This window comes from Croceicoccus marinus (assembly GCF_001661675.2).
Lineage (GTDB): Bacteria > Pseudomonadota > Alphaproteobacteria > Sphingomonadales > Sphingomonadaceae > Croceicoccus > Croceicoccus marinus.
Map to the genome: position 1 here is coordinate 2,961,977 of NZ_CP019602.1, position 16,397 is coordinate 2,978,373.

At 66.4% G+C, this 16,397-nt stretch carries 19 protein-coding genes and 1 pseudogene; 12 read left to right on the plus strand and 8 right to left on the minus strand.

Annotated elements, in window-relative coordinates:
• Positions 1 to 10: 10 nt before the first annotated feature.
• The 6 genes from A9D14_RS14060 to A9D14_RS14080 all read right to left on the minus strand — a co-directional run bounded on the left by A9D14_RS14060 (position 11) and on the right by A9D14_RS14080 (position 4,542).
• A complete protein-coding gene (locus A9D14_RS14060; protein ID WP_083987955.1) occupies positions 11 to 1,318 on the minus strand; it encodes a class I SAM-dependent methyltransferase in 1,308 nt (435 codons plus the stop codon).
• A gap of 52 nt (positions 1,319 to 1,370) precedes the next feature.
• Complete coding sequence (locus tag A9D14_RS14065) at positions 1,371 to 2,438, minus strand: glycosyltransferase family 2 protein (RefSeq protein WP_066847669.1); 1,068 nt, start codon at positions 2,436 to 2,438, stop codon at positions 1,371 to 1,373.
• Positions 2,439 to 2,594: 156 nt separating this feature from the next.
• Positions 2,595 to 3,467 carry a glycosyltransferase family 2 protein gene (locus A9D14_RS14070; RefSeq protein WP_066849320.1) on the minus strand — a complete coding sequence of 291 codons (873 nt, stop codon included), beginning with the start codon at positions 3,465 to 3,467 and terminating at the stop codon, positions 2,595 to 2,597.
• 265 nt (positions 3,468 to 3,732) lie between these two features.
• The gene (locus A9D14_RS14075) at positions 3,733 to 4,047 is read right to left on the minus strand and encodes a hypothetical protein (protein WP_066847672.1); all 315 of its coding nucleotides are present in this window, start codon (positions 4,045 to 4,047) and stop codon (positions 3,733 to 3,735) included.
• Complete coding sequence (locus tag A9D14_RS20320; RefSeq protein ID WP_269769212.1) at positions 4,048 to 4,182, minus strand: hypothetical protein; 135 nt, start codon at positions 4,180 to 4,182, stop codon at positions 4,048 to 4,050.
• A gap of 105 nt (positions 4,183 to 4,287) precedes the next feature.
• Complete coding sequence (locus A9D14_RS14080) at positions 4,288 to 4,542, minus strand: hypothetical protein (RefSeq protein ID WP_066847675.1); 255 nt, start codon at positions 4,540 to 4,542, stop codon at positions 4,288 to 4,290.
• Between the two features lie 506 nt (positions 4,543 to 5,048).
• Here A9D14_RS14080 and A9D14_RS14085 point away from each other — a divergent pair.
• The 9 genes and pseudogenes from A9D14_RS14085 (at position 5,049) to A9D14_RS14125 (ending at position 12,207) form a co-directional block, all read left to right on the plus strand.
• Positions 5,049 to 6,044, plus strand: coding sequence for a DUF6473 family protein (locus A9D14_RS14085; RefSeq protein WP_083987956.1), 996 nt, complete (start codon positions 5,049 to 5,051; stop codon positions 6,042 to 6,044).
• A complete protein-coding gene (locus tag A9D14_RS14090) occupies positions 6,041 to 7,018 on the plus strand; it encodes a sulfotransferase family protein (RefSeq protein WP_066847678.1) in 978 nt (325 codons plus the stop codon). Before A9D14_RS14085 ends, A9D14_RS14090 begins: the two co-directional genes overlap by 4 nt.
• A gap of 175 nt (positions 7,019 to 7,193) precedes the next feature.
• A complete protein-coding gene (locus A9D14_RS14095) occupies positions 7,194 to 8,243 on the plus strand; it encodes a glycosyltransferase family 2 protein (protein WP_066847681.1) in 1,050 nt (349 codons plus the stop codon).
• Positions 8,244 to 8,377: 134 nt separating this feature from the next.
• Positions 8,378 to 9,400: a UDP-glucose 4-epimerase GalE gene (gene galE / locus A9D14_RS14100; protein ID WP_066847684.1), complete on the plus strand. Its 1,023-nt coding sequence runs from the start codon at positions 8,378 to 8,380 to the stop codon at positions 9,398 to 9,400.
• Between the two features lie 156 nt (positions 9,401 to 9,556).
• The gene (gene ykgO / locus A9D14_RS14105) at positions 9,557 to 9,682 is read left to right on the plus strand and encodes a type B 50S ribosomal protein L36 (RefSeq protein ID WP_066773114.1); all 126 of its coding nucleotides are present in this window, start codon (positions 9,557 to 9,559) and stop codon (positions 9,680 to 9,682) included.
• Between the two features lie 178 nt (positions 9,683 to 9,860).
• Entirely contained in the window at positions 9,861 to 10,481 is a 621-nt protein-coding gene (locus tag A9D14_RS14110; RefSeq protein ID WP_066847686.1) for an HAD family hydrolase, read from the plus strand.
• A gap of 70 nt (positions 10,482 to 10,551) precedes the next feature.
• Complete coding sequence (locus A9D14_RS14115) at positions 10,552 to 11,115, plus strand: (2Fe-2S)-binding protein (protein ID WP_066847688.1); 564 nt, start codon at positions 10,552 to 10,554, stop codon at positions 11,113 to 11,115.
• Positions 11,112 to 11,455 (plus strand): annotated as a pseudogene (locus tag A9D14_RS14120) (ArsC/Spx/MgsR family protein). The gene A9D14_RS14115 and the pseudogene A9D14_RS14120 overlap by 4 nt, the downstream one beginning before the upstream one ends.
• Before the next feature lie 125 nt (positions 11,456 to 11,580).
• Positions 11,581 to 12,207 carry a class I SAM-dependent methyltransferase gene (locus A9D14_RS14125; RefSeq protein WP_066847690.1) on the plus strand — a complete coding sequence of 209 codons (627 nt, stop codon included), beginning with the start codon at positions 11,581 to 11,583 and terminating at the stop codon, positions 12,205 to 12,207.
• A 10-nt stretch (positions 12,208 to 12,217) separates the two neighbouring features.
• Here the strand turns inward: A9D14_RS14125 and A9D14_RS14130 are convergent, their stop codons facing one another.
• A complete protein-coding gene (locus A9D14_RS14130) occupies positions 12,218 to 13,054 on the minus strand; it encodes a hypothetical protein (protein ID WP_066847693.1) in 837 nt (278 codons plus the stop codon).
• A gap of 41 nt (positions 13,055 to 13,095) precedes the next feature.
• Between A9D14_RS14130 and lipB the strand changes: the two genes are divergently transcribed.
• Genes lipB through A9D14_RS14145 form a run of 3 tightly spaced genes read left to right on the plus strand, consistent with a single transcriptional unit; the run spans position 13,096 to position 15,055 of the window.
• Positions 13,096 to 13,800 (plus strand): lipoyl(octanoyl) transferase LipB, encoded by a 705-nt coding sequence (gene lipB / locus A9D14_RS14135; RefSeq protein ID WP_066847696.1) that lies wholly within the window; start codon positions 13,096 to 13,098, stop codon positions 13,798 to 13,800.
• A 20-nt stretch (positions 13,801 to 13,820) separates the two neighbouring features.
• Positions 13,821 to 14,141 (plus strand): hypothetical protein, encoded by a 321-nt coding sequence (locus tag A9D14_RS14140; protein WP_157668241.1) that lies wholly within the window; start codon positions 13,821 to 13,823, stop codon positions 14,139 to 14,141.
• A gap of 20 nt (positions 14,142 to 14,161) precedes the next feature.
• A complete protein-coding gene (locus A9D14_RS14145; protein WP_066847701.1) occupies positions 14,162 to 15,055 on the plus strand; it encodes a DMT family transporter in 894 nt (297 codons plus the stop codon).
• Positions 15,056 to 15,065: 10 nt separating this feature from the next.
• Here the strand turns inward: A9D14_RS14145 and A9D14_RS14150 are convergent, their stop codons facing one another.
• Complete coding sequence (locus tag A9D14_RS14150) at positions 15,066 to 16,388, minus strand: DUF2254 domain-containing protein (protein WP_066847703.1); 1,323 nt, start codon at positions 16,386 to 16,388, stop codon at positions 15,066 to 15,068.
• Positions 16,389 to 16,397: the final 9 nt, after the last annotated feature.

Below are 16,397 nucleotides of genomic sequence, written 5' to 3' on the forward strand. Positions count from 1 at the left end.
CTGGCGCCTCTCAGTCTTCGATCTTCGCCATCGGGACGGGGATGATGAACTTGCCGCCCCAGTCGCGCACGGCGGCCATCTGGTCCTTGATCTCGTCCTTCAGGTTCCAGGGCAGGATAAGGACATAATCGGGCTGTGTGTTCAGGATCTCGCCGGGGTCCAGAATCGGGACGCCCACGCCGGGGAAATGGCAGCCCTTCTTCGAAGGCGCCCGGTCGACGGTATAGTCGATGAAGTCGGAATCGATCCCGCAATAGTTGAGCAGCGTCACGCCCTTGGCCGGAGCGCCATAGCCGACGATGGTCTTGCCCTGCTTCTTCAGGTCCAGCAGCAGTTCGAGCAGCGCGAATTTCGTGTCCAGAATATCGACCCGCCACGCGCGATAGGTCTCGGCCTTGTCGAGCCCGTATTCCAGTTCCTCGGCCCGCATCGCATCGAGCGAGATCTCGTTCGGGCGCTCGGCCTCCTTGCGGCAGACGAAGAAGCGCACCGATCCGCCGTGAGTGGGCAGATTGTCGACCGCGAACACGCGCAGGCCCGCCGCGTCGAACAGCCGTTCGGCCGCGATCAGCGAGAGATAGGAGAAATGCTCGTGATAGATCGTGTCGAACTGGCGGCCCTGCATCAGGCGCAGCAGGTGCTGCACCTCGAACGTGGCGACGCCTTCCGGCTTCAGTATGGCGGCGATGCCGCGCACGAAATCGTTGATGTCGGGGACATGGGCCAGCACATTATTGGCGGTGACGAGGTCGGCCTGCCAGCCGCGTGCGGCCAGCGACTTGCCATATTCCTCGGTCATGAACTCGATATCGACGTCGAGGCCGAGCTCGCGCGCGGCCTGGGCCGGACCGGCGGTGGGTTCGACGCCGAAGCAGGGAATGCCTGCCTGCTTCACATATTGCAGCAGATAGCCGTCGTTGCAGGCGACCTCGACGACCTTGCTGTCGCCGGTGAGGCCGAACCGCTCGATCGCCATGTCGACATAGGCCTTGGCGTGGGCAAGCCAGGTCGTCGAATGCGAGGAGAAATAGGTGTAGTCCGCGCGGAAGATCGCATCGGCGGGCAGCACGTCGCCCGCTTGCGCCAGCCAGCAATTGCCGCATACGCGCACCGCCAGCGGATAGGTCGCCTCAGGCTCGTCCAGCCGGTCGGCGGGGATCATGTCGTTGGCGACCGGGCTGTGGCCCAAATCGGCCAGCACGATGCCAAGCGGCGTGCCGCAGTGGCGGCATGTCGCGCCGTTCGGCCTGTCCGACGCAGCCGTGTCGATCCGGCCCTGCGGATCGCTCTCGATCGCCGCTGCCCCGCCAATGGTCATGTTTTCTGCAACCCCCCGGTTTGATCTATGGTGCCCCTCGTGGATGCGGCTGTCAGCCCGTCCTGGCGGCTTCCTGGTTTTCGAATCGCTCGGTAAATCTCTTGCGGATCAGCGTGCGCGCCAGCGGCGCGGGCGCGGCCAGCACGGCCAGCACCCATCCGGCGACCACCACCCGCTTCTTCAGCGGATCGAAGTTCTTGCGGAACACCGAACGGATCGCATCCATTCCCGCCGTGATCCGCCCGTCGCCCGGCAGCGGGTGGCTGGCAGGCTCCATGCGCAGGCTGGCGGCGCGCAATTGCAGCAGATGGCGGCTGCGGCGCAGGCTGTTGGGGCGCGGCAGTTCCACGCCCAGCCGCTCGCAGATGTCCTCGGCGCTTTTCTGGCGGCGCATGGCGCGCGCGACTTCGCGCCCGAAATTGTCCGACCTTGTGCCCAGGTTCGAATCGTTCGCGCCGTGCTGGCGGTATTTCACCAGCGGCTGCACGATGGTCACGACGTCGCCCATCAGCGGCGCCAGCGCCAGGCAGGTCGAATCGGTCGCGTCGTCATGTTCCTCTCCGATCGGGAAGAACTGGTCGAGGAAGCGACGCGCATAGGCGTTGCCCGATCCGGGCGGGGTGGGATATTCGGTGGAATTGCGCGACCACGCGCTGATCTGCGCGGGTTCGGGCCGGAATGCGAAATTGGGGATGAGATCGCCGAACGGCCGGTCCTCGGCATCGATCAGCTGCATCTGGACCTGCACCTTGGTGACGGTGGGGCTCCACGCGGCGGCGACCGCCCTGGCGAAACCGGGATCGAGCACGTCGTCGGCGTCGAGGAACACCACCACCTCGCCAGTGGCGTGGGCGAAGGCGGTATTGTTGGCGCTGCGCTGCCCGCCATTGTTCTGGTAGATCGCGGTGACCGAACCGGCGAAGCTGTCGATCACCTCGCACGAGTTGTCGGTCGATCCGTCGTCGACGACGATCACTTCCACGTCCGGCCAGTCCAGCGCCAGCGCGCTTTCGATCGCGCGGCCCAGGAACCGGTCGTAATTATAGTTCGCGACCAGGACCGAGAAGCGCATCGGCGCCTGCGACGAGGTAGCGCCGGGACGTACGGTTTCGGTTTGCATTGCGACTGACATGATGGTCCCAAGCCCCCTTTCGACCCGGTCTGCGTTTACGGTTGGCGCCCTTCCGGCGGCCTCTATTGAGCCTGAGCGCGCCTTTGCCTCAAGCTCCCATCGGGGGGCTACTCCGAAGGGTCAGGGCAAGTTGCGAACCGCTTCCTAAAGATCCAGAATGCGCAAAGGATCGGCCTTGCCGCGCAACATATCGCCGAATGCGCGCATATTACCCTTGAGCCGGCCGCGGCGGTCGATGGTGTCTTCGGGGCGAATGCTCTTCGCCAGGTTCGCGGCGACGTTCTTGGCCATCAGCGTCCAGCCATGGGCCGCGCCGATCGTGCCCTTGCGCCGCAGATAGACGATATTGGCGACCTGCGAATAGCCCAGCTTCAGCCCCGAGGTGCGCCCGCCGCGCGTGCCCATGTGAATTCCGGTGATCGCATTGGTACGCAGCATGTAGCCGCGCCGGGCGAGCTGCTCGGTGAAATCGACATCCTCCTGCCAGCCGTAAAGGGGCAGGTTCTCGTCGAAGGACAGATCCTCGCACGCGCTCATCCGGAAGGCCATGTTGCAGCCATAGAGCCAGCTGGTCTTCTCGTCAGGCTTGTCGGGGCGCGGCGCGCCCGCGTCCAGAATGGCCTCGGCCTCTTCATAGGTCAGCGCGCCGGTCTGCGCGCCGTCGGCGATCAGCCAGCCGGTCAGGCCGACGAGCTTCTCGTCCGCCTCGAACAATTGCTCCAGCCGTTCGAGGAAATCGTGGGCGACCAGGAAATCGTCGTCGAAGAAGACTACCGCGTCGCTTTTCCCACGCAGCAGCGAGAGCGCGACATTGCGCTGGGCGCACAGGCCCTTCTTGGGCGAGACCACCGCCTGATCCGGGGGACATGCAATCCGGTCCAGCCCGGCGATATCCTCGGGCGCGGCGCCGACGATGACGATGCCGTCCGCCTTGCGCGTCTGGTGCCGGAAACGGTCGACCACCTTGCACAGCACGTCGGGCCGGCCGGTGGTGGCGATCGCGACATGGATACGCATGGCTACATCTTCTCCGTTCCATCGCGGCGCAGGAACCAGTGCCTGCCATGCGATGCGTTCGGCCATATCTAGGCCAGCGGCACGCGCGCCGCCATGGATAACAAGGTCGAACCTCCAAAGGGTTAAACAAAGGGTTAAGGCGCGCTCCTTGCGGGCAGTTGGGCGGGCAGTTGGGCGAGCAGTTGGGCGGGCAGGGTGGCGGGCAAGTGGGAGGGCAGGCCGGCGGGCAGGGCGCGAACGCCCTGCGGCGCCGGCCGCCGGCGCGTCAGGCCAGTGCTCCCTCGAACTCGGCGGCGAAGCTGTCCCGGCTCAATCCGTCGAGGAAGCGGGACAGGCGCTCGGCATCCTCCATCAGCGCGGGATAGTTCATCACCCGGTCGACCTGCCGCGACAGATCGCTGCCGTCGGTAAGATAGCAGGTGATCCACGGGCCGACGTGCTCGCCGATCTCGCGGAACAGCGGAAGGTCGGCGCACAGCAGTGCGGTGCCGTGTTCGAGCACCTTGACCGCCATGCCGGAGTTCCAGCACACGGTATAGGGCAGCACGACCGCGGCGGAGTCGGCGATGATGACGTCCAACTAGTCATGGCCGGGGCGGCGGTCGTCCCAGTCGATCGTGCACCCCGCCGCGCGCGCCTGGTCGATCCGCGACCGGATCGCCGCCGCATGCTGGGGATCGTCGCAGTGGTCGATGATCTCAAGCGGGGTCTGCACCCGCTGCGCCGCGTAGAGCGCGAGAAAGCGGTCGAGCCCCTTGTATTCGCGGATGTCGCCGACGAACCGCAGCGCCGGCCTTGCGGGCTGGCCGGTCGGAGGCCGCTAGTGTCCCGCTACGCGAAAATGCGGGTGGAAGAGCGTCGGGTGGTCGGGGCGGGCGAGGCGGGGGAACATCCGCGCGAACGCCTCGCGGGAGGAGGCGGAGAGGAACACGTACTGGTCGGTCAGCGCCGCGCTGAGCGCCCGGTTGATCCGGCGCAGCAGGCGGCGGCGGCGGCGCAGTTCGTCTACGTCGTGCACGATCCGCACGATGCGCGCGCCCCGCAGTTTCAGGAAGCACAGCAGCCCGAAGAACATGCCGGTGCGCGCCCATGCAAGCGGCAGGGCATGCGTGGTCGAGAAATGATCGGGTCAGTGAATGATCACCGCATCGTAAGCAGTACGCAAGTACTTGGCCGGTTCGTTGTCGTCGACCCGCCAGCCCCTGCTCTCGACCCTGTCGGCCAATAGTCCGGGGAACGGTTCAGTCTCGACATTCCACGCGAGGGGATGATCAGTGCTTTCCGATCTTTCATGATAAATACCCCCCCGTGCCATGCATAAGTAATCGGATATTGTGAATACTTATCCTTCCCACGAACTGTCGTTAAGGCCTGCGGTTTGTCCGCAGTGCAGGCAACAAATGTATCGAGGTATGTTCGGGAATCGGGCTATTATCGGCCCCCGTTAACCATGATATAAATTACCCGTCTGGCGAGCAATTGGCCAATTGGAGGTATTCTAGGAATCGACATGGCTGCCATGGCAGAGTGTTGTTAATCGTCGATCCGACACGCGGACATTCACACGCAAACATTCCAGGCATGGATCGTGCCACTGAAGCGGGGGGCGGCCGCACGATGGGCGGAGAGCATCTGTCGGGTTACCAGGCGCGCGACTACGCGGTCGTCGATTATTACATTGATCGTGACGCTCGCACCGGCCTGTCGTTTCGCGGGCCGGAGCCCTCAGTGGACGAGGGCAATTACGTCGCCTGCCCGGGCGCGGCGCAGGCCTTCGGCTGTTTCTGCGACGATGCGTTCCCCGACCTGCTGGCCGAGCGGCTGGACGTCCACTTCGTCAACCTGGGCTATGGCGGCGCGGGTCCGGCGTTCTTCCTGCGCTATCCGCAACTGATCGAGTTCGCCAACCGGGGCCGGGCGGTGATCCTGCAGGTGACGTCGGGGCGCAGCGAGAGCAATTCGGTCTATGACAGCGGGGGCCTGGAATATGTCACCCGCCGCGCGGACGGGCAGCGCATGTCGGCGCAGCAGGCCTGGGCCGAACTGCTGGCCGCAGAGCCGCCGCCCGCGGCGATGCCTCGCCCGCTTGCCAAGGCATGGCGCATGTTCGTCGGCCCGCCCCATGCGCGCAAGGTGCTGGCCGAGACGCGCGCCAACCGGATCGCGCACAACCGCGAGCTGATGGAGCGGATCACCGTGCCGGTCGTCTATCTCTATTTTTCGCGCCGCGCGCCCGCATGGCATTCCACCGGCCGATTCGCCTGGTGGTGGCAGCGCTATGACAGGGAGAATGCGCTGTTCGGCGATTATCCGCAGCTGGTGAACCAGCGCATGCTGGACGCCACCAGGGGCGCGGCGGACGATTACGTCCATTGCCATTCGCGCCGGGGTTCGCCCCAGCCGCTGATTGACCGCTTTACCGGACAGCCCGCCCGCATCGACAACAGCGCCGACCGCAAGGACCTGGCGGCGGGCACCTATTCGCAGAACGACTACTATCCCTCGCCCGAGATGCATTTGGATGCCGCGGACTTGCTGGAACCGGTGCTGCGCCGCCATCTGGGGGCGGCGGCATGACGGCCGGCGACATGATCGAGCCTGTCCCCGTGGCCGAGACCGGAACCGGTTCGCGCCGACCCATCATCGTGACCGGCTGCCCCCGGTCGGGCACCACTTTCGTCGGCAAGGTGATCGGCCAGTCGCCCGAGGTGTTCTATATCTACGAGCCCTTCAACGACGAGGCGCCGCATCATCTGAGCCTGCCCGAACGCTTCATCGCGCTGGATTCGGAAAACGGGGCGGCGCACCGCGCGGCCATCGACGAGCTGATGGCGCTGGGCCGCCCGGTCACGCGCTGGGGCAAGGCGCTGCGCGGCGCGGTGGAGTGCCGGGCGGGCGAACCCGACCTGGCGGGCAGGCTGGCGGCCCGCGCGCTGGCCTATCGGCGCGAAAGCTTCGGCAAGGCGAAGCGGGTGTGCATCAAGGACCCGCTGGCGTTCTTCGCCGCCGAATGGCTGGCCGATACCTATGATTCGCAGGTGGTCGTGATGCTGCGCCATCCCGGCGGCGTGATTTCCAGCTATCTCGCGCTCGACTGGCCGTCCGAGATGCGGGCGATCGCGGGCTGCGACATCCCGATCGCCGACCGCGAACTTGCGCGCGAGGTGGCCGACTTCCGCCCCGACGACCATTCCGCGCTCGACGGATTGCTGCTGCAATGGCGGCTGTTCACCCGCGCCACGCTTGAGCTGAAGCAGCGGCGGCCCGACTGGATATTCTTGGTCCACGACCGGCTCTGCCTTGAGCCCGAGCGGTATATGCGCGATGTGTTCGCACGATTGGACCTGTCGTTCAGCGACGAGATCGCTGGCCGGCTGAGGCGCGACACCACCGCATCCGCGCCCTCGGCGGGCGAACATGTACAGCATCGCCACAGCCGCGACAGCCGCGCGCTGGTCGAGGAATGGCGCGAACGGCTGGATCGGGCGGTAGCGGATCGTATCATGCGCGAGACGGGCGAATTGTGGGAAGAAGCGCTCGCCGCGCTGTGAAGGTGCCGGCAAGGCAGGCCGGGGCGCAAGGCAAGCCCCGGTTTAAACTTGATTAAAACCTCGCCCGGCGGGACCATCTGGGGGCGAGTCGTTCGTAGCGGGTACGGCAGGTGCGGGGGCACTCCGCGAAAGCGGAAAATCGCATCGGCCGGCCAGACATGGGGGCAGGCAAGTCATGGACGAGACTTTTATGAATGCGGTGGATGCCGCAAGCCGCGATCACCGGATCATCGCGATCTGCGTATGCAGGAACGAATATACGAGGATGCAGTCGTGGCTGGCGCATTACCGCGCGATCGGGGTCGGTTGCTTCGCGGTGATCGACAACGGGTCGGACGACGGGACCTATGAATTCCTGGACGCGCAGCCGGACGTGATCCTGACGCGCACCACTGCCAGCTATGCCGAATCCAAATTCGGCATTCGCTGGGTCGATGCGGTGCGCGCAAGGATCAGCAACAGGATCTGGCTGCTCCATACCGATGCGGACGAGCAGATCATCTATCGCGGCTGGCCCGAACGCCCGCTGACCGACCTGGTCAGGGAAGCCGAGAGCGACGGCGCCAACACGATCTTCTCGTTCATGCTGGACATGTATCCCGAGGGCCCGATGGAGGAGGGGCAGCCGCTTACCGGCCACGACCTTGCCGAGGCCGCGCCCCTGTTCGACAGCGACTATCATTTCCGCCTGCGCCCGGTGAAGCCATGGCGCGGCCCCGACGGCTGGGTCGAGGTCGTCGGCGGTCCGCGCGTGCGGCTGATGTCCAGCGTCCGCCGCGAGGCGCGCAGCAACTGGCGCACCTATTGGCTGCGCGGGCAGAGCGACCGCGTGCTGCCGCGCATGCCGCGCCGCTTCCTGCCGCTGGCGCTGCGCGCGCTGCCGACGCAGATGCCGGTGCTGGCGAAATATCCGCTGGTGCAGACGCAGACCAAGGTATCCTATCACCATTGCCACGCGGTCGGGAACGCCGACGTCTTCCGCGAAAGCACGGTGCTGCTGCACTTCAAGTTCCTGGCCGATTTCGCCGACCGCGTCCGCCGCGAGGTCGAGCGGGGCGAGCATTACAACGGCGGGGCGGAATATGTGCGCTATGCCGACATGATCCGCCGCCACAAGGGCATGGACCTGCGCTATCCGGGCAGTGCGCGGTTCCAGGGGTCCGACCAGCTGATCGAGATGGGGCTGATCCGCGACGTCAGCGATTTTGGCGCCTATCCGTTCTAAGCGGCGCCCGATCTGACCGACAGGAGTAATCCCGGAGCGGCGGGCGGTAATGCCGAAGATTCACGCATTGCCAAGCTTCGGCTGGTATGAAGGGGCGTTGAATCGACGATCCCGTTGCGAAAGAAGCCAAAAGCATGACCCAGTTCCCCGTTCTCGTCACCGGCGGTGCCGGTTATATCGGAAGCCACGCGGTGCTGGCGCTGCGCGATCGCGGCTGGCCGGTGGTGGTGCTCGACGATCTGTCGACGGGTTTTCGCTGGGCGGTGCCGGACGACGTGCCGTTCCATCACGGCGACGTGGCCGACGGCGATCTGGTGAAGCGCATCCTGGCCGAGCACGACATCGGCGCGATCATGCATTTCGCCGGATCGATCATCGTCCCCGAATCGGTCGAGAATCCGCTGAAATACTATGACAACAACACGGGCAAGAGCCGGGCGATGATCCAGTCCGCGGTCGAGGCGGGGGTTCCGCATTTCATCTTCTCCTCCACCGCCAGCGTCTATGGCGAGGCGGAGGCGAAGCCCTTGTCCGAGGACGATCCGATCCAGCCCTTCAATCCCTACGCGATGTCGAAGGCCATGACCGAACGGGTGCTGGCCGACATGGCGAAGGCGCATCCGATGAACTATTGCGTGCTGCGCTATTTCAACGTCGCGGGCGCCGATCCGCAGGCGCGCAGCGGGCAGTCCGGCGTGGGATCGACCCATCTGATCAAGGTCGCGCTGGAAGCCGCGCTGGGCAAGCGCAGCGAGGTGGCGGTATTCGGGCTCGACTATCCGACTCGCGACGGGACCGGTATCCGCGACTATATCCATGTCAGCGACCTGGCCGCCGCGCATGTCCACGCGCTCGAGGCTCTGGCGGCTCAGCCGGAGCGCAACCTCACCATGAATGTTGGCTATGCCAAGGGATTCTCGGTGCTGGAAGTGCTGGATGCGGTCGACCGCGTAGTGGGCAAACCGGTCCCGCGCCGCATGGAGGGGCGCCGCGCGGGCGACGTGCCGGCGCTGCTGGCGGACAATACGCGCCTGCTGGCCACCACCCCCTGGCAGCCCGAGCATGACGATCTGGAACAGATCATCGCCGATGCCCTGCGCTGGGAGACCAAGCTGCAGGCCATGCGCGAGGATGAGAAGGCGCGCGAGAACGCCTGATTCGCGCCGTGCGGGCGGCGCGCTGGCGGCACCGGGCGGCTTTACGCGCTTGACTCTGCAGGCCGCCGCCCGTAACGGGCCAGCCTTGATTTTCGCCCGCCCGCGCCCATTTCGCGCAGCTGGCGGGGCACACACGCTTATACCGGATTAAGACCCATGAAGATTCGCAACAGCCTCAAGTCGCTGAAGAACCGTCATCGCGACAACCGCGTGATCCGTCGCCGCGGTCGCACCTATGTGATCAACAAGACGGTGCGCAAGTTCAAGGCCCGCCAGGGCTGACGACAGGCGGTCATTCCGTCTGGGATGGCTGCGGACGGTCACGCGCCGCGCTTCCGGTGCCCACGACCAGCAGGTCACCCATGTTTCGATGGGTCGGGGGCTCTGGTTCTCGCGCGCAGCCGTTCTCGCGCCGTACGGACGAAATGCCGACCTATCGCTGCCTGGGCCATTGTCCCCGATGACCAAGACACCCGTCCGTAACGTCGCTTTCGACGTCGGGCGGGTTCTGTTTCGCTGGGACATGGCGCTTCTGTTCGGCCCGATGGTCGACGATCCGGCCGAGCTGGATTACGTCCTGTCGCATGTCGTCACCGAAGCCTGGCATTTCGAGCATGACGCCGGACGCGACCTGGCCGAGCTGGTGGCAGAGCGCAAGCTGCTGTTCCCCCGGCATGGCGCGGTGATCGACGCCTATGCCACCCGCTTCCTGGAATCGATCCCCGGCCCCGTGCCCGGCTCGCACGAGCTGGTGGAAGAGCTGGACGAGCGCGGCGTGCCCCTGTTCGCGATCACCAATTTCGCCGACGAGTTCTGGGCCCGGTTCCGCCCCGACCAGCCGGTGTTCGACCGTTTCCGCGACATCGTCGTTTCGGGCACCGAGAAGCTGGCCAAGCCCGCGCCCGAGATCTTCGAGCTGGCGGCGCGCCGTTTCGGCATCGATCCGGCCGAAACCCTGTTCATCGACGACAATGACGCGAATATCGCGGCTGCGCAGCGGCTGGGCTGGCAGGTGCATCATTTCCGCGATGCCCCCGCGCTGCGCGACGATCTGGCGCGGCGGGGCTTGATCGACGGCTGATCTGTTGGCCCGATCTTCCTGCCCGGACGATCTTCCCCCGAACCCAAGCCCGCGCTAGAGCCTTGCCCGCATGACCCGCTTTACCGTCAACGACCGGCCGGTCCAGTTCCTGATGGATCCCGAAACGCCCCTGCTGTGGGCGCTGCGCGATGCGGCCAATCTGACGGGCACCAAATATGGCTGCGGCAATGGCGATTGCGGCGCCTGCATGGTCATCATCGACGGCGAGGCGATCCGGTCCTGCCTGGTCAGCATCGCCGAGGTGGAGGGCCGCTTCGTCACCACCATCGAAGCGCTGTCGGGCGACCGATCGCATCCGCTGCAACAGGCGATGGTGGCCGAAGGGGCGATCCAGTGCGGGTTCTGCACTCCCGGCTTCGTGATGGCGGGTGCCGCGCTGCTGGCGCGCAATCCGCGCGCGGGGCGCGAGGAAATCGCTCAGGCGGTGCGCAATCTGTGCCCCTGCGGTGCGGGGCCGCGCATCATCCGCGCCATCGAACGCGCAGGCCGCGCGATGCGGCGGCGCGAGAATCTTGAAAGCCTGCCCGCCCCCGGCATCGATCCGGCCGAGGCGGCGCAGGTCGTGCCCGCGATCAGCGCGGCATCCCCCGAACCGACGGAGAGCGAACCATGAAGGCCACGATCTGGCACAATCCCAAGTGCGGCACCTCGCGCAAGACGCTGGCGATCCTGGAGGAGACGCCCGGCGTCGAGGTCGAGGTGGTCGAATATCTCAAGACCCCGCCCGGCGCGGACCGGCTGGCGCAGCTGTACAGGGATGCGGGCCTGACCCCGCAGCAGGGCCTGCGCCTGCGCGGCACCGATGCCGAGGAACGCGGCCTGCCCCAAGCGGATGACGCGGCCGTGCTGGCGGCTATGGCGGCGGACCCGATCCTGATCGAACGCCCGCTGGTGGAAACGGAAAAGGCGTGCGCCTGTGCCGGCCCCAGGAAAAAGTGCACGAAATCCTCTGATTGTCGGAACCGTCCACGCGGCGGGGGTTTATGATCAAATCACCGATGCAAACTTGCAATAGGGTCCGGCATTTGCCACGCAGCATGCTGGACACACAGACAGCCTCGCGGGGGCACAGCATTTCATGAATGGTACCGAATTGGCGGAAAGGTCCGCGGTTTCTCGCGCGAAACGGCGGATCGGGCACAAGCTCGGACCCTGGGCCGTGTTCTTCAAGGGCTTCATCCAGCACCCGGTGATGGTCGGTTCGATCATCCCGTCGTCGCGCTTCACGATCAATCGCATGCTCGCGCGGACCGATTGGGACCGCTGCAAGCTGTTCGTCGAATACGGCCCCGGCGTCGGCACGTTCTGCCAGCCGGTGCTCGACCGGCTGCGTCCCGACGGGGCGCTGATCGTGATCGACACCAACCCCCTCTATATCGACTATCTCAACCGCACGATCCACGATCCGCGCTTTACGGCGGTGCTGGGCTCTGCCGCGGATGTCGAGAAGATCGTGAAGGAGCGCGGGCATGACGGGGCCGATTACGTGCTGTCGGGCCTGCCGTTCTCGACCCTGCCTGACGGGGTGGGGCCCGCGATCGTCGATGCGACGCACCGCGTGCTGAACACCGGCGGGGCATTCCTGGTCTATCAGTTCTCGGCTGCGGCGCGCGATTTCATGGCGAAGCGGTTCGACCGCATCGATTCGGATTTCGAGCCGCTGAACGTCCTGCCCTGCAAGATGTTCTGGGGCCACAAGGACTGAGCGAGAACCGCTAGGGCCGGGCTTGCGGCGGCGGCGCCAGTTGCCGCCATGCCGCCGTCAGCACCGCGGCCGTCAGAAGCGAGAAGGCGGCGGCGACCAGGCTGCCCAGCAGGGCGACGGTGATCGCGCCCGCCCTGGGGCCGCCGACGACCGCCAGCAGGGCCGCCGGAACGCTGGTGGCGACCAGATAGATCACCGTCGTCGCCAGCAGCAGCAGCACGAAGAACAGCAGCAGGCGCGAGGCATTGCCGTTCGTCGTCCTCCAGCTTGCCAGGATAGCCTCGAACGGATTGCGCACGCCGCCTGCCGCCACGATGGGCGCGATCAGCATGGTGCGGGCATAGATCCACATCGCCAGCGCCAGCGCGGGGATCAGCGCCAGCCCCGTCATCGCTTCCCCGCCGATCGCGGCAAAGGGCAGCAGGATCAGCAGCATGCCAAGCCCGACGCCCGCGCCGACCACCAGCTGCGCGGCGATCATGGTGGGCAGCGCCTTCAGCCCGGCGGCGATGGATTCGCGCACGCTGGGCCTGCCGCGGCCCGCGATCAACGCGATGATCGCCAGCAGCCCCGCGCCCTGTGCGACAAAGCCCAGCAGGATCAGCGGCCACCAGCTTGCATAGATGGCCAGCACCGCCTCGCCCGCGGCCTCGCCCTCAAGCCCCGGGGCCGGTTCGGGCAGGATGAAGTCGACCGCCAGTTGCGGCAGCAGGAAGAACAGCCCGGCCATCACCAGCAATATCTGCCGATTGGCGCGGATGACGCCCGCCGCGCTTTTCCACGCGGCATTGGCATCGAAACGGGTGCGCGGGGCAGAAGGGCCGGCAGGGGGCAGGTTGACGCTCATGGGGCTTGATTTGGCATGGCATTCGGGTCCACGCAACGCGCATGGCCAGTCAAATTGCGAACAATGACGCACAACCGTCCAGTACCGGAAGGGCTGCCAATATCGAATGGCGCCGCGAAACCGGCCAGGTTCCCTATCGCGACGCGCTGGCCGAGATGGAGGAGCGCAACCGCGCCATTCGCGACGGCACGGCGAGCGAGCTGATCTGGCTGCTCGAACATCCGCCGGTCTATACCGCGGGCACCAGCGCGAAAGAGGGCGACATGCTCGACCCGCGCTTCGACGTGGTGCAGGCGGGGCGCGGCGGGCAGTTCACCTATCACGGGCCGGGACAGCGCATCGGCTATGTGCTGCTCGACCTGACGCGCAGGGCGCGCGACGTGCGGGGCTTCGTCCACGCGCTGGAAGGCTGGGTGATCGGGGCGCTGCGCGATTTCGGAGTCGAGAGCTGGCGGGCCGAGGGGCGGATCGGCATCTGGACGCGCGACATCGACGGCCGCGAGGCCAAGATCGGCGCAATCGGCGTGCGGGTGCGGCGCTGGGTGACGATGCACGGCTTTTCGGTGAACCTGTCGCCCGACCTGTCGCATTTCACCGGCATCGTGCCTTGCGGCATCAGCGAATATGGCGTGACCAGCCTGCACCGGCTGGGCCTCAACGTCAGTGCCGAACAGTTCGACCGATCGCTGCTGATGCATGGGCAGGAATTCCTGGCCGCGCTGGACCGCGCCTGTCCCAGCGACTAGCGATTGCGGCGATGAGACCCTTGCGAATCACTCCTGTGCTGACGGGCGCTGCCGTGACCGGCGCGCTGCTGCTGGCGTCCTGCAATGCCGAGCCCGAGCGGTCGGCTGACGACACGCGCGACGCGGGCGGCGAAGTGCTGCAAGGCACGATCAGCGACGAGATGATCCAGTTCGACCAGCTACGCTCGCAAGGCGTTCCGGCAGAGGTCGAGGCCGGGGACGGTGCCCAGAACGGTGCCACGGATGGCACGGCCGATGGCGGAAGCGATGACGCCGCGCCCGCCAGCGATCGCGAAGCGGCGGAAGAGCCTGCACAGGCTGAGCCTGCCGACGCTGGATAGGCGTCTCGGCCTCAAACCCGATGGAACCTGCGGACACGCGCTTTGACCGCCTGGCGCGGCTGGGCATGCTGGTTGCCGCCAATGCGGTGCTGGCGATGGGACCGTGGCTGGTCCGGCTGGCCGATACCGGGCCGGTGGCGGCGGGTTTCTGGCGGCTGACGCTGGCCCTGCCGGTCATCGCGTTCTTCGCGTGGCGAGAGCCTGCAAGCAAGGCTCCGCTGGGCCGGATCGGCCTGTTGCTGGTCGCGGGCGCGGGCGTGGCCTTTGCGCTGGACCTGGCCGCCTGGCATCTGGGGATCGAGCGGACGCGCCTGGGCAATGCCTCGCTCTTCGGCAATTCGGGCAGCGTGATCCTGATCGCCTGGAGCCTGATCGCCGCCCGCCAGAGCCCGCGCATGGCCGAGATCGCAGCGGTCGCCGCGGCGCTGATCGGCGCGTTCCTGTTGATGGACGGTTCGCTTCAGATCTCGCACGAGAACCTGCTGGGCGACCTTTTCTCGCTGCTCGCGGGTGTGTTGTATGCCGTCTATCTGCTGATGCTGCGCAGCGTGCGGGCGCGGCTGGGACCGTGGAGCATGCTGGTGCTGGTGATCCTGGCGGGCGCGCCGATCCTGCTGGGGGTCGCTCTGGCGCTGGGCGAGGCGGTGATGCCGGGCAACTGGGCTCCGCTGCTGGTACTGGCGATGAGCAGCCAGGTGGTGGGGCAGGGGCTGCTGATCCGGTCGCTGTCATGGTTCAGCCCGCTGGTGATCGGGCTGGCGCTGTTGACCCAGCCCGCGCTGGCGGCGCTGAGCGGCTATCTGGCGTTCGGAGAGGGGCTGTCGGCACAGGACATGATCGGCATGGCGCTGATGGGCACGGCGCTGGCACTGGCCCGCGCGTCGGAGCCGAAGGTGAAGGTGCCGCGCCCCTAGCGCAGAGGATTTAGCGCAGGTGGCGCAGGAACTGGCGGTGCCGCTCGTGCACCTCGACCAGGTCGGGGCCCGACAGCGCCGATTCGGCCTGAGCCAGCAGCTTGGCGCCTTCCTCGCGCAGCACGGCGAGGCGCTTGTCGCTGCTGATCGCATCGGCGCAGTTCTCGAGCGCGCCGAACATGCAAAGGCTGGCCTTGCGGCTGGTCGCCACCGCCGACCGGGCCGCGCCGAAGCCCGCGGCGACGTAGCCTTCGAAATCGGTCGTCAGCGGAATGACCGGCGCGGTTTCGGGATCGACCCTGTCCTCGTCGTCATTGGCCGATTCGTGCAGCACGCGCGTGCCCAGTTCCGCCGTGGCCGCGCCCATCCATTGCAGCGCCGTCATCGCGGTGAACGGGTCGTTGATGCCCGGCGACAGCGCGCGCAGCGCGATCTCGACCAGCTCGTCCAGCAGGAAGCGCAGATCCTGCGTCGGCGTGCGCAGCCCCGACAGCACGAAGCAGTCGCGCACCTTTTCGGCGATCTTGTCGTCACCCATCCCGTGCAGGCCCGCCAGCGAGCGGGGCGGATGGATGAAATTGCCTGCCTCGACGAACAGCACGATGCGGCCGCCGTTCTTCTCGGCAATCTCGTTCAGCCCGTCGAAATTGATGATCTCGATATAGCCGGCGCGCTCGGCGCGGACTTCGCGTTCGGTCTTCACCTCGGGCCAGTCGATGCCTTCGCCCTCGTGCGGGAAGCGGCGCTGGATCTGGCGGATCAGCCGCTTGCCGATATCCTCGAGTACCGTGTTGATGCGGATCGAATCGGGAATGTGGTTGAGGAAGAAGACCAGCACGCCGATCGAGGAGAGCATCATGAAGATCGCCACCAGCAGCGACAATTGCGGCACGAAGCCCGGCATCGCGTCGCCGTTGAGCACCGCTGCGGGCGATTCGTCCTCCTGCCGCACGACGCGCAGCACCATCACCGCATAGACGAAGGTGCCGATGAAGGTGGCGAGGCTGAGCTGGTTGCCCTTGTCCTCCATGAAATTGGACAGCAGTCGCGGGCCATAGGTGCCGCTGGCATAGGACACCGCGACGATCGTGATCGAGAAGACCGTCGCCGCCACGCCGATGGTGCTGGCCGCGATGACCTGCAGCATGTTGCTGGCGCCGCTGGGACGCGCGGGGATCAGCCATTTGTTGCTGGTCAGGAATTCCGACGCGACCCCGCGGTCGAGCGCGATGGTGCCCAGCGCCAGGAAGAACGCGAGGATCGAGAATATCGCCGGATAGAACCAGTAGCTGGCGTTTATCCGGCTCCAGAGCGAGAGCAGGCGGGCGGTCATGGCAAGCTG

Coding starts and splice junctions, on each gene's coding strand:
- A9D14_RS14060 (WP_083987955.1), bottom strand. CDS start 1,318: ATGACCATTGGCGGGGCAGCGGCGATCGAGAGCGATCCGCAGGGCCGG.
- A9D14_RS14065 (WP_066847669.1), bottom strand. CDS start 2,438: ATGCAAACCGAAACCGTACGTCCCGGCGCTACCTCGTCGCAGGCGCCG.
- A9D14_RS14070 (WP_066849320.1), bottom strand. CDS start 3,467: ATGCGTATCCATGTCGCGATCGCCACCACCGGCCGGCCCGACGTGCTG.
- A9D14_RS14080 (WP_066847675.1), bottom strand. CDS start 4,542: ATGTTCTTCGGGCTGCTGTGCTTCCTGAAACTGCGGGGCGCGCGCATC.
- A9D14_RS14085 (WP_083987956.1), top strand. CDS start 5,049: ATGGATCGTGCCACTGAAGCGGGGGGCGGCCGCACGATGGGCGGAGAG.
- A9D14_RS14090 (WP_066847678.1), top strand. CDS start 6,041: ATGACGGCCGGCGACATGATCGAGCCTGTCCCCGTGGCCGAGACCGGA.
- A9D14_RS14095 (WP_066847681.1), top strand. CDS start 7,194: ATGGACGAGACTTTTATGAATGCGGTGGATGCCGCAAGCCGCGATCAC.
- galE (WP_066847684.1), top strand. CDS start 8,378: ATGACCCAGTTCCCCGTTCTCGTCACCGGCGGTGCCGGTTATATCGGA.
- ykgO (WP_066773114.1), top strand. CDS start 9,557: ATGAAGATTCGCAACAGCCTCAAGTCGCTGAAGAACCGTCATCGCGAC.
- A9D14_RS14110 (WP_066847686.1), top strand. CDS start 9,861: ATGACCAAGACACCCGTCCGTAACGTCGCTTTCGACGTCGGGCGGGTT.
- A9D14_RS14115 (WP_066847688.1), top strand. CDS start 10,552: ATGACCCGCTTTACCGTCAACGACCGGCCGGTCCAGTTCCTGATGGAT.
- A9D14_RS14125 (WP_066847690.1), top strand. CDS start 11,581: ATGAATGGTACCGAATTGGCGGAAAGGTCCGCGGTTTCTCGCGCGAAA.
- A9D14_RS14130 (WP_066847693.1), bottom strand. CDS start 13,054: ATGAGCGTCAACCTGCCCCCTGCCGGCCCTTCTGCCCCGCGCACCCGT.
- lipB (WP_066847696.1), top strand. CDS start 13,096: ATGGCCAGTCAAATTGCGAACAATGACGCACAACCGTCCAGTACCGGA.
- A9D14_RS14145 (WP_066847701.1), top strand. CDS start 14,162: ATGGAACCTGCGGACACGCGCTTTGACCGCCTGGCGCGGCTGGGCATG.
- A9D14_RS14150 (WP_066847703.1), bottom strand. CDS start 16,388: ATGACCGCCCGCCTGCTCTCGCTCTGGAGCCGGATAAACGCCAGCTAC.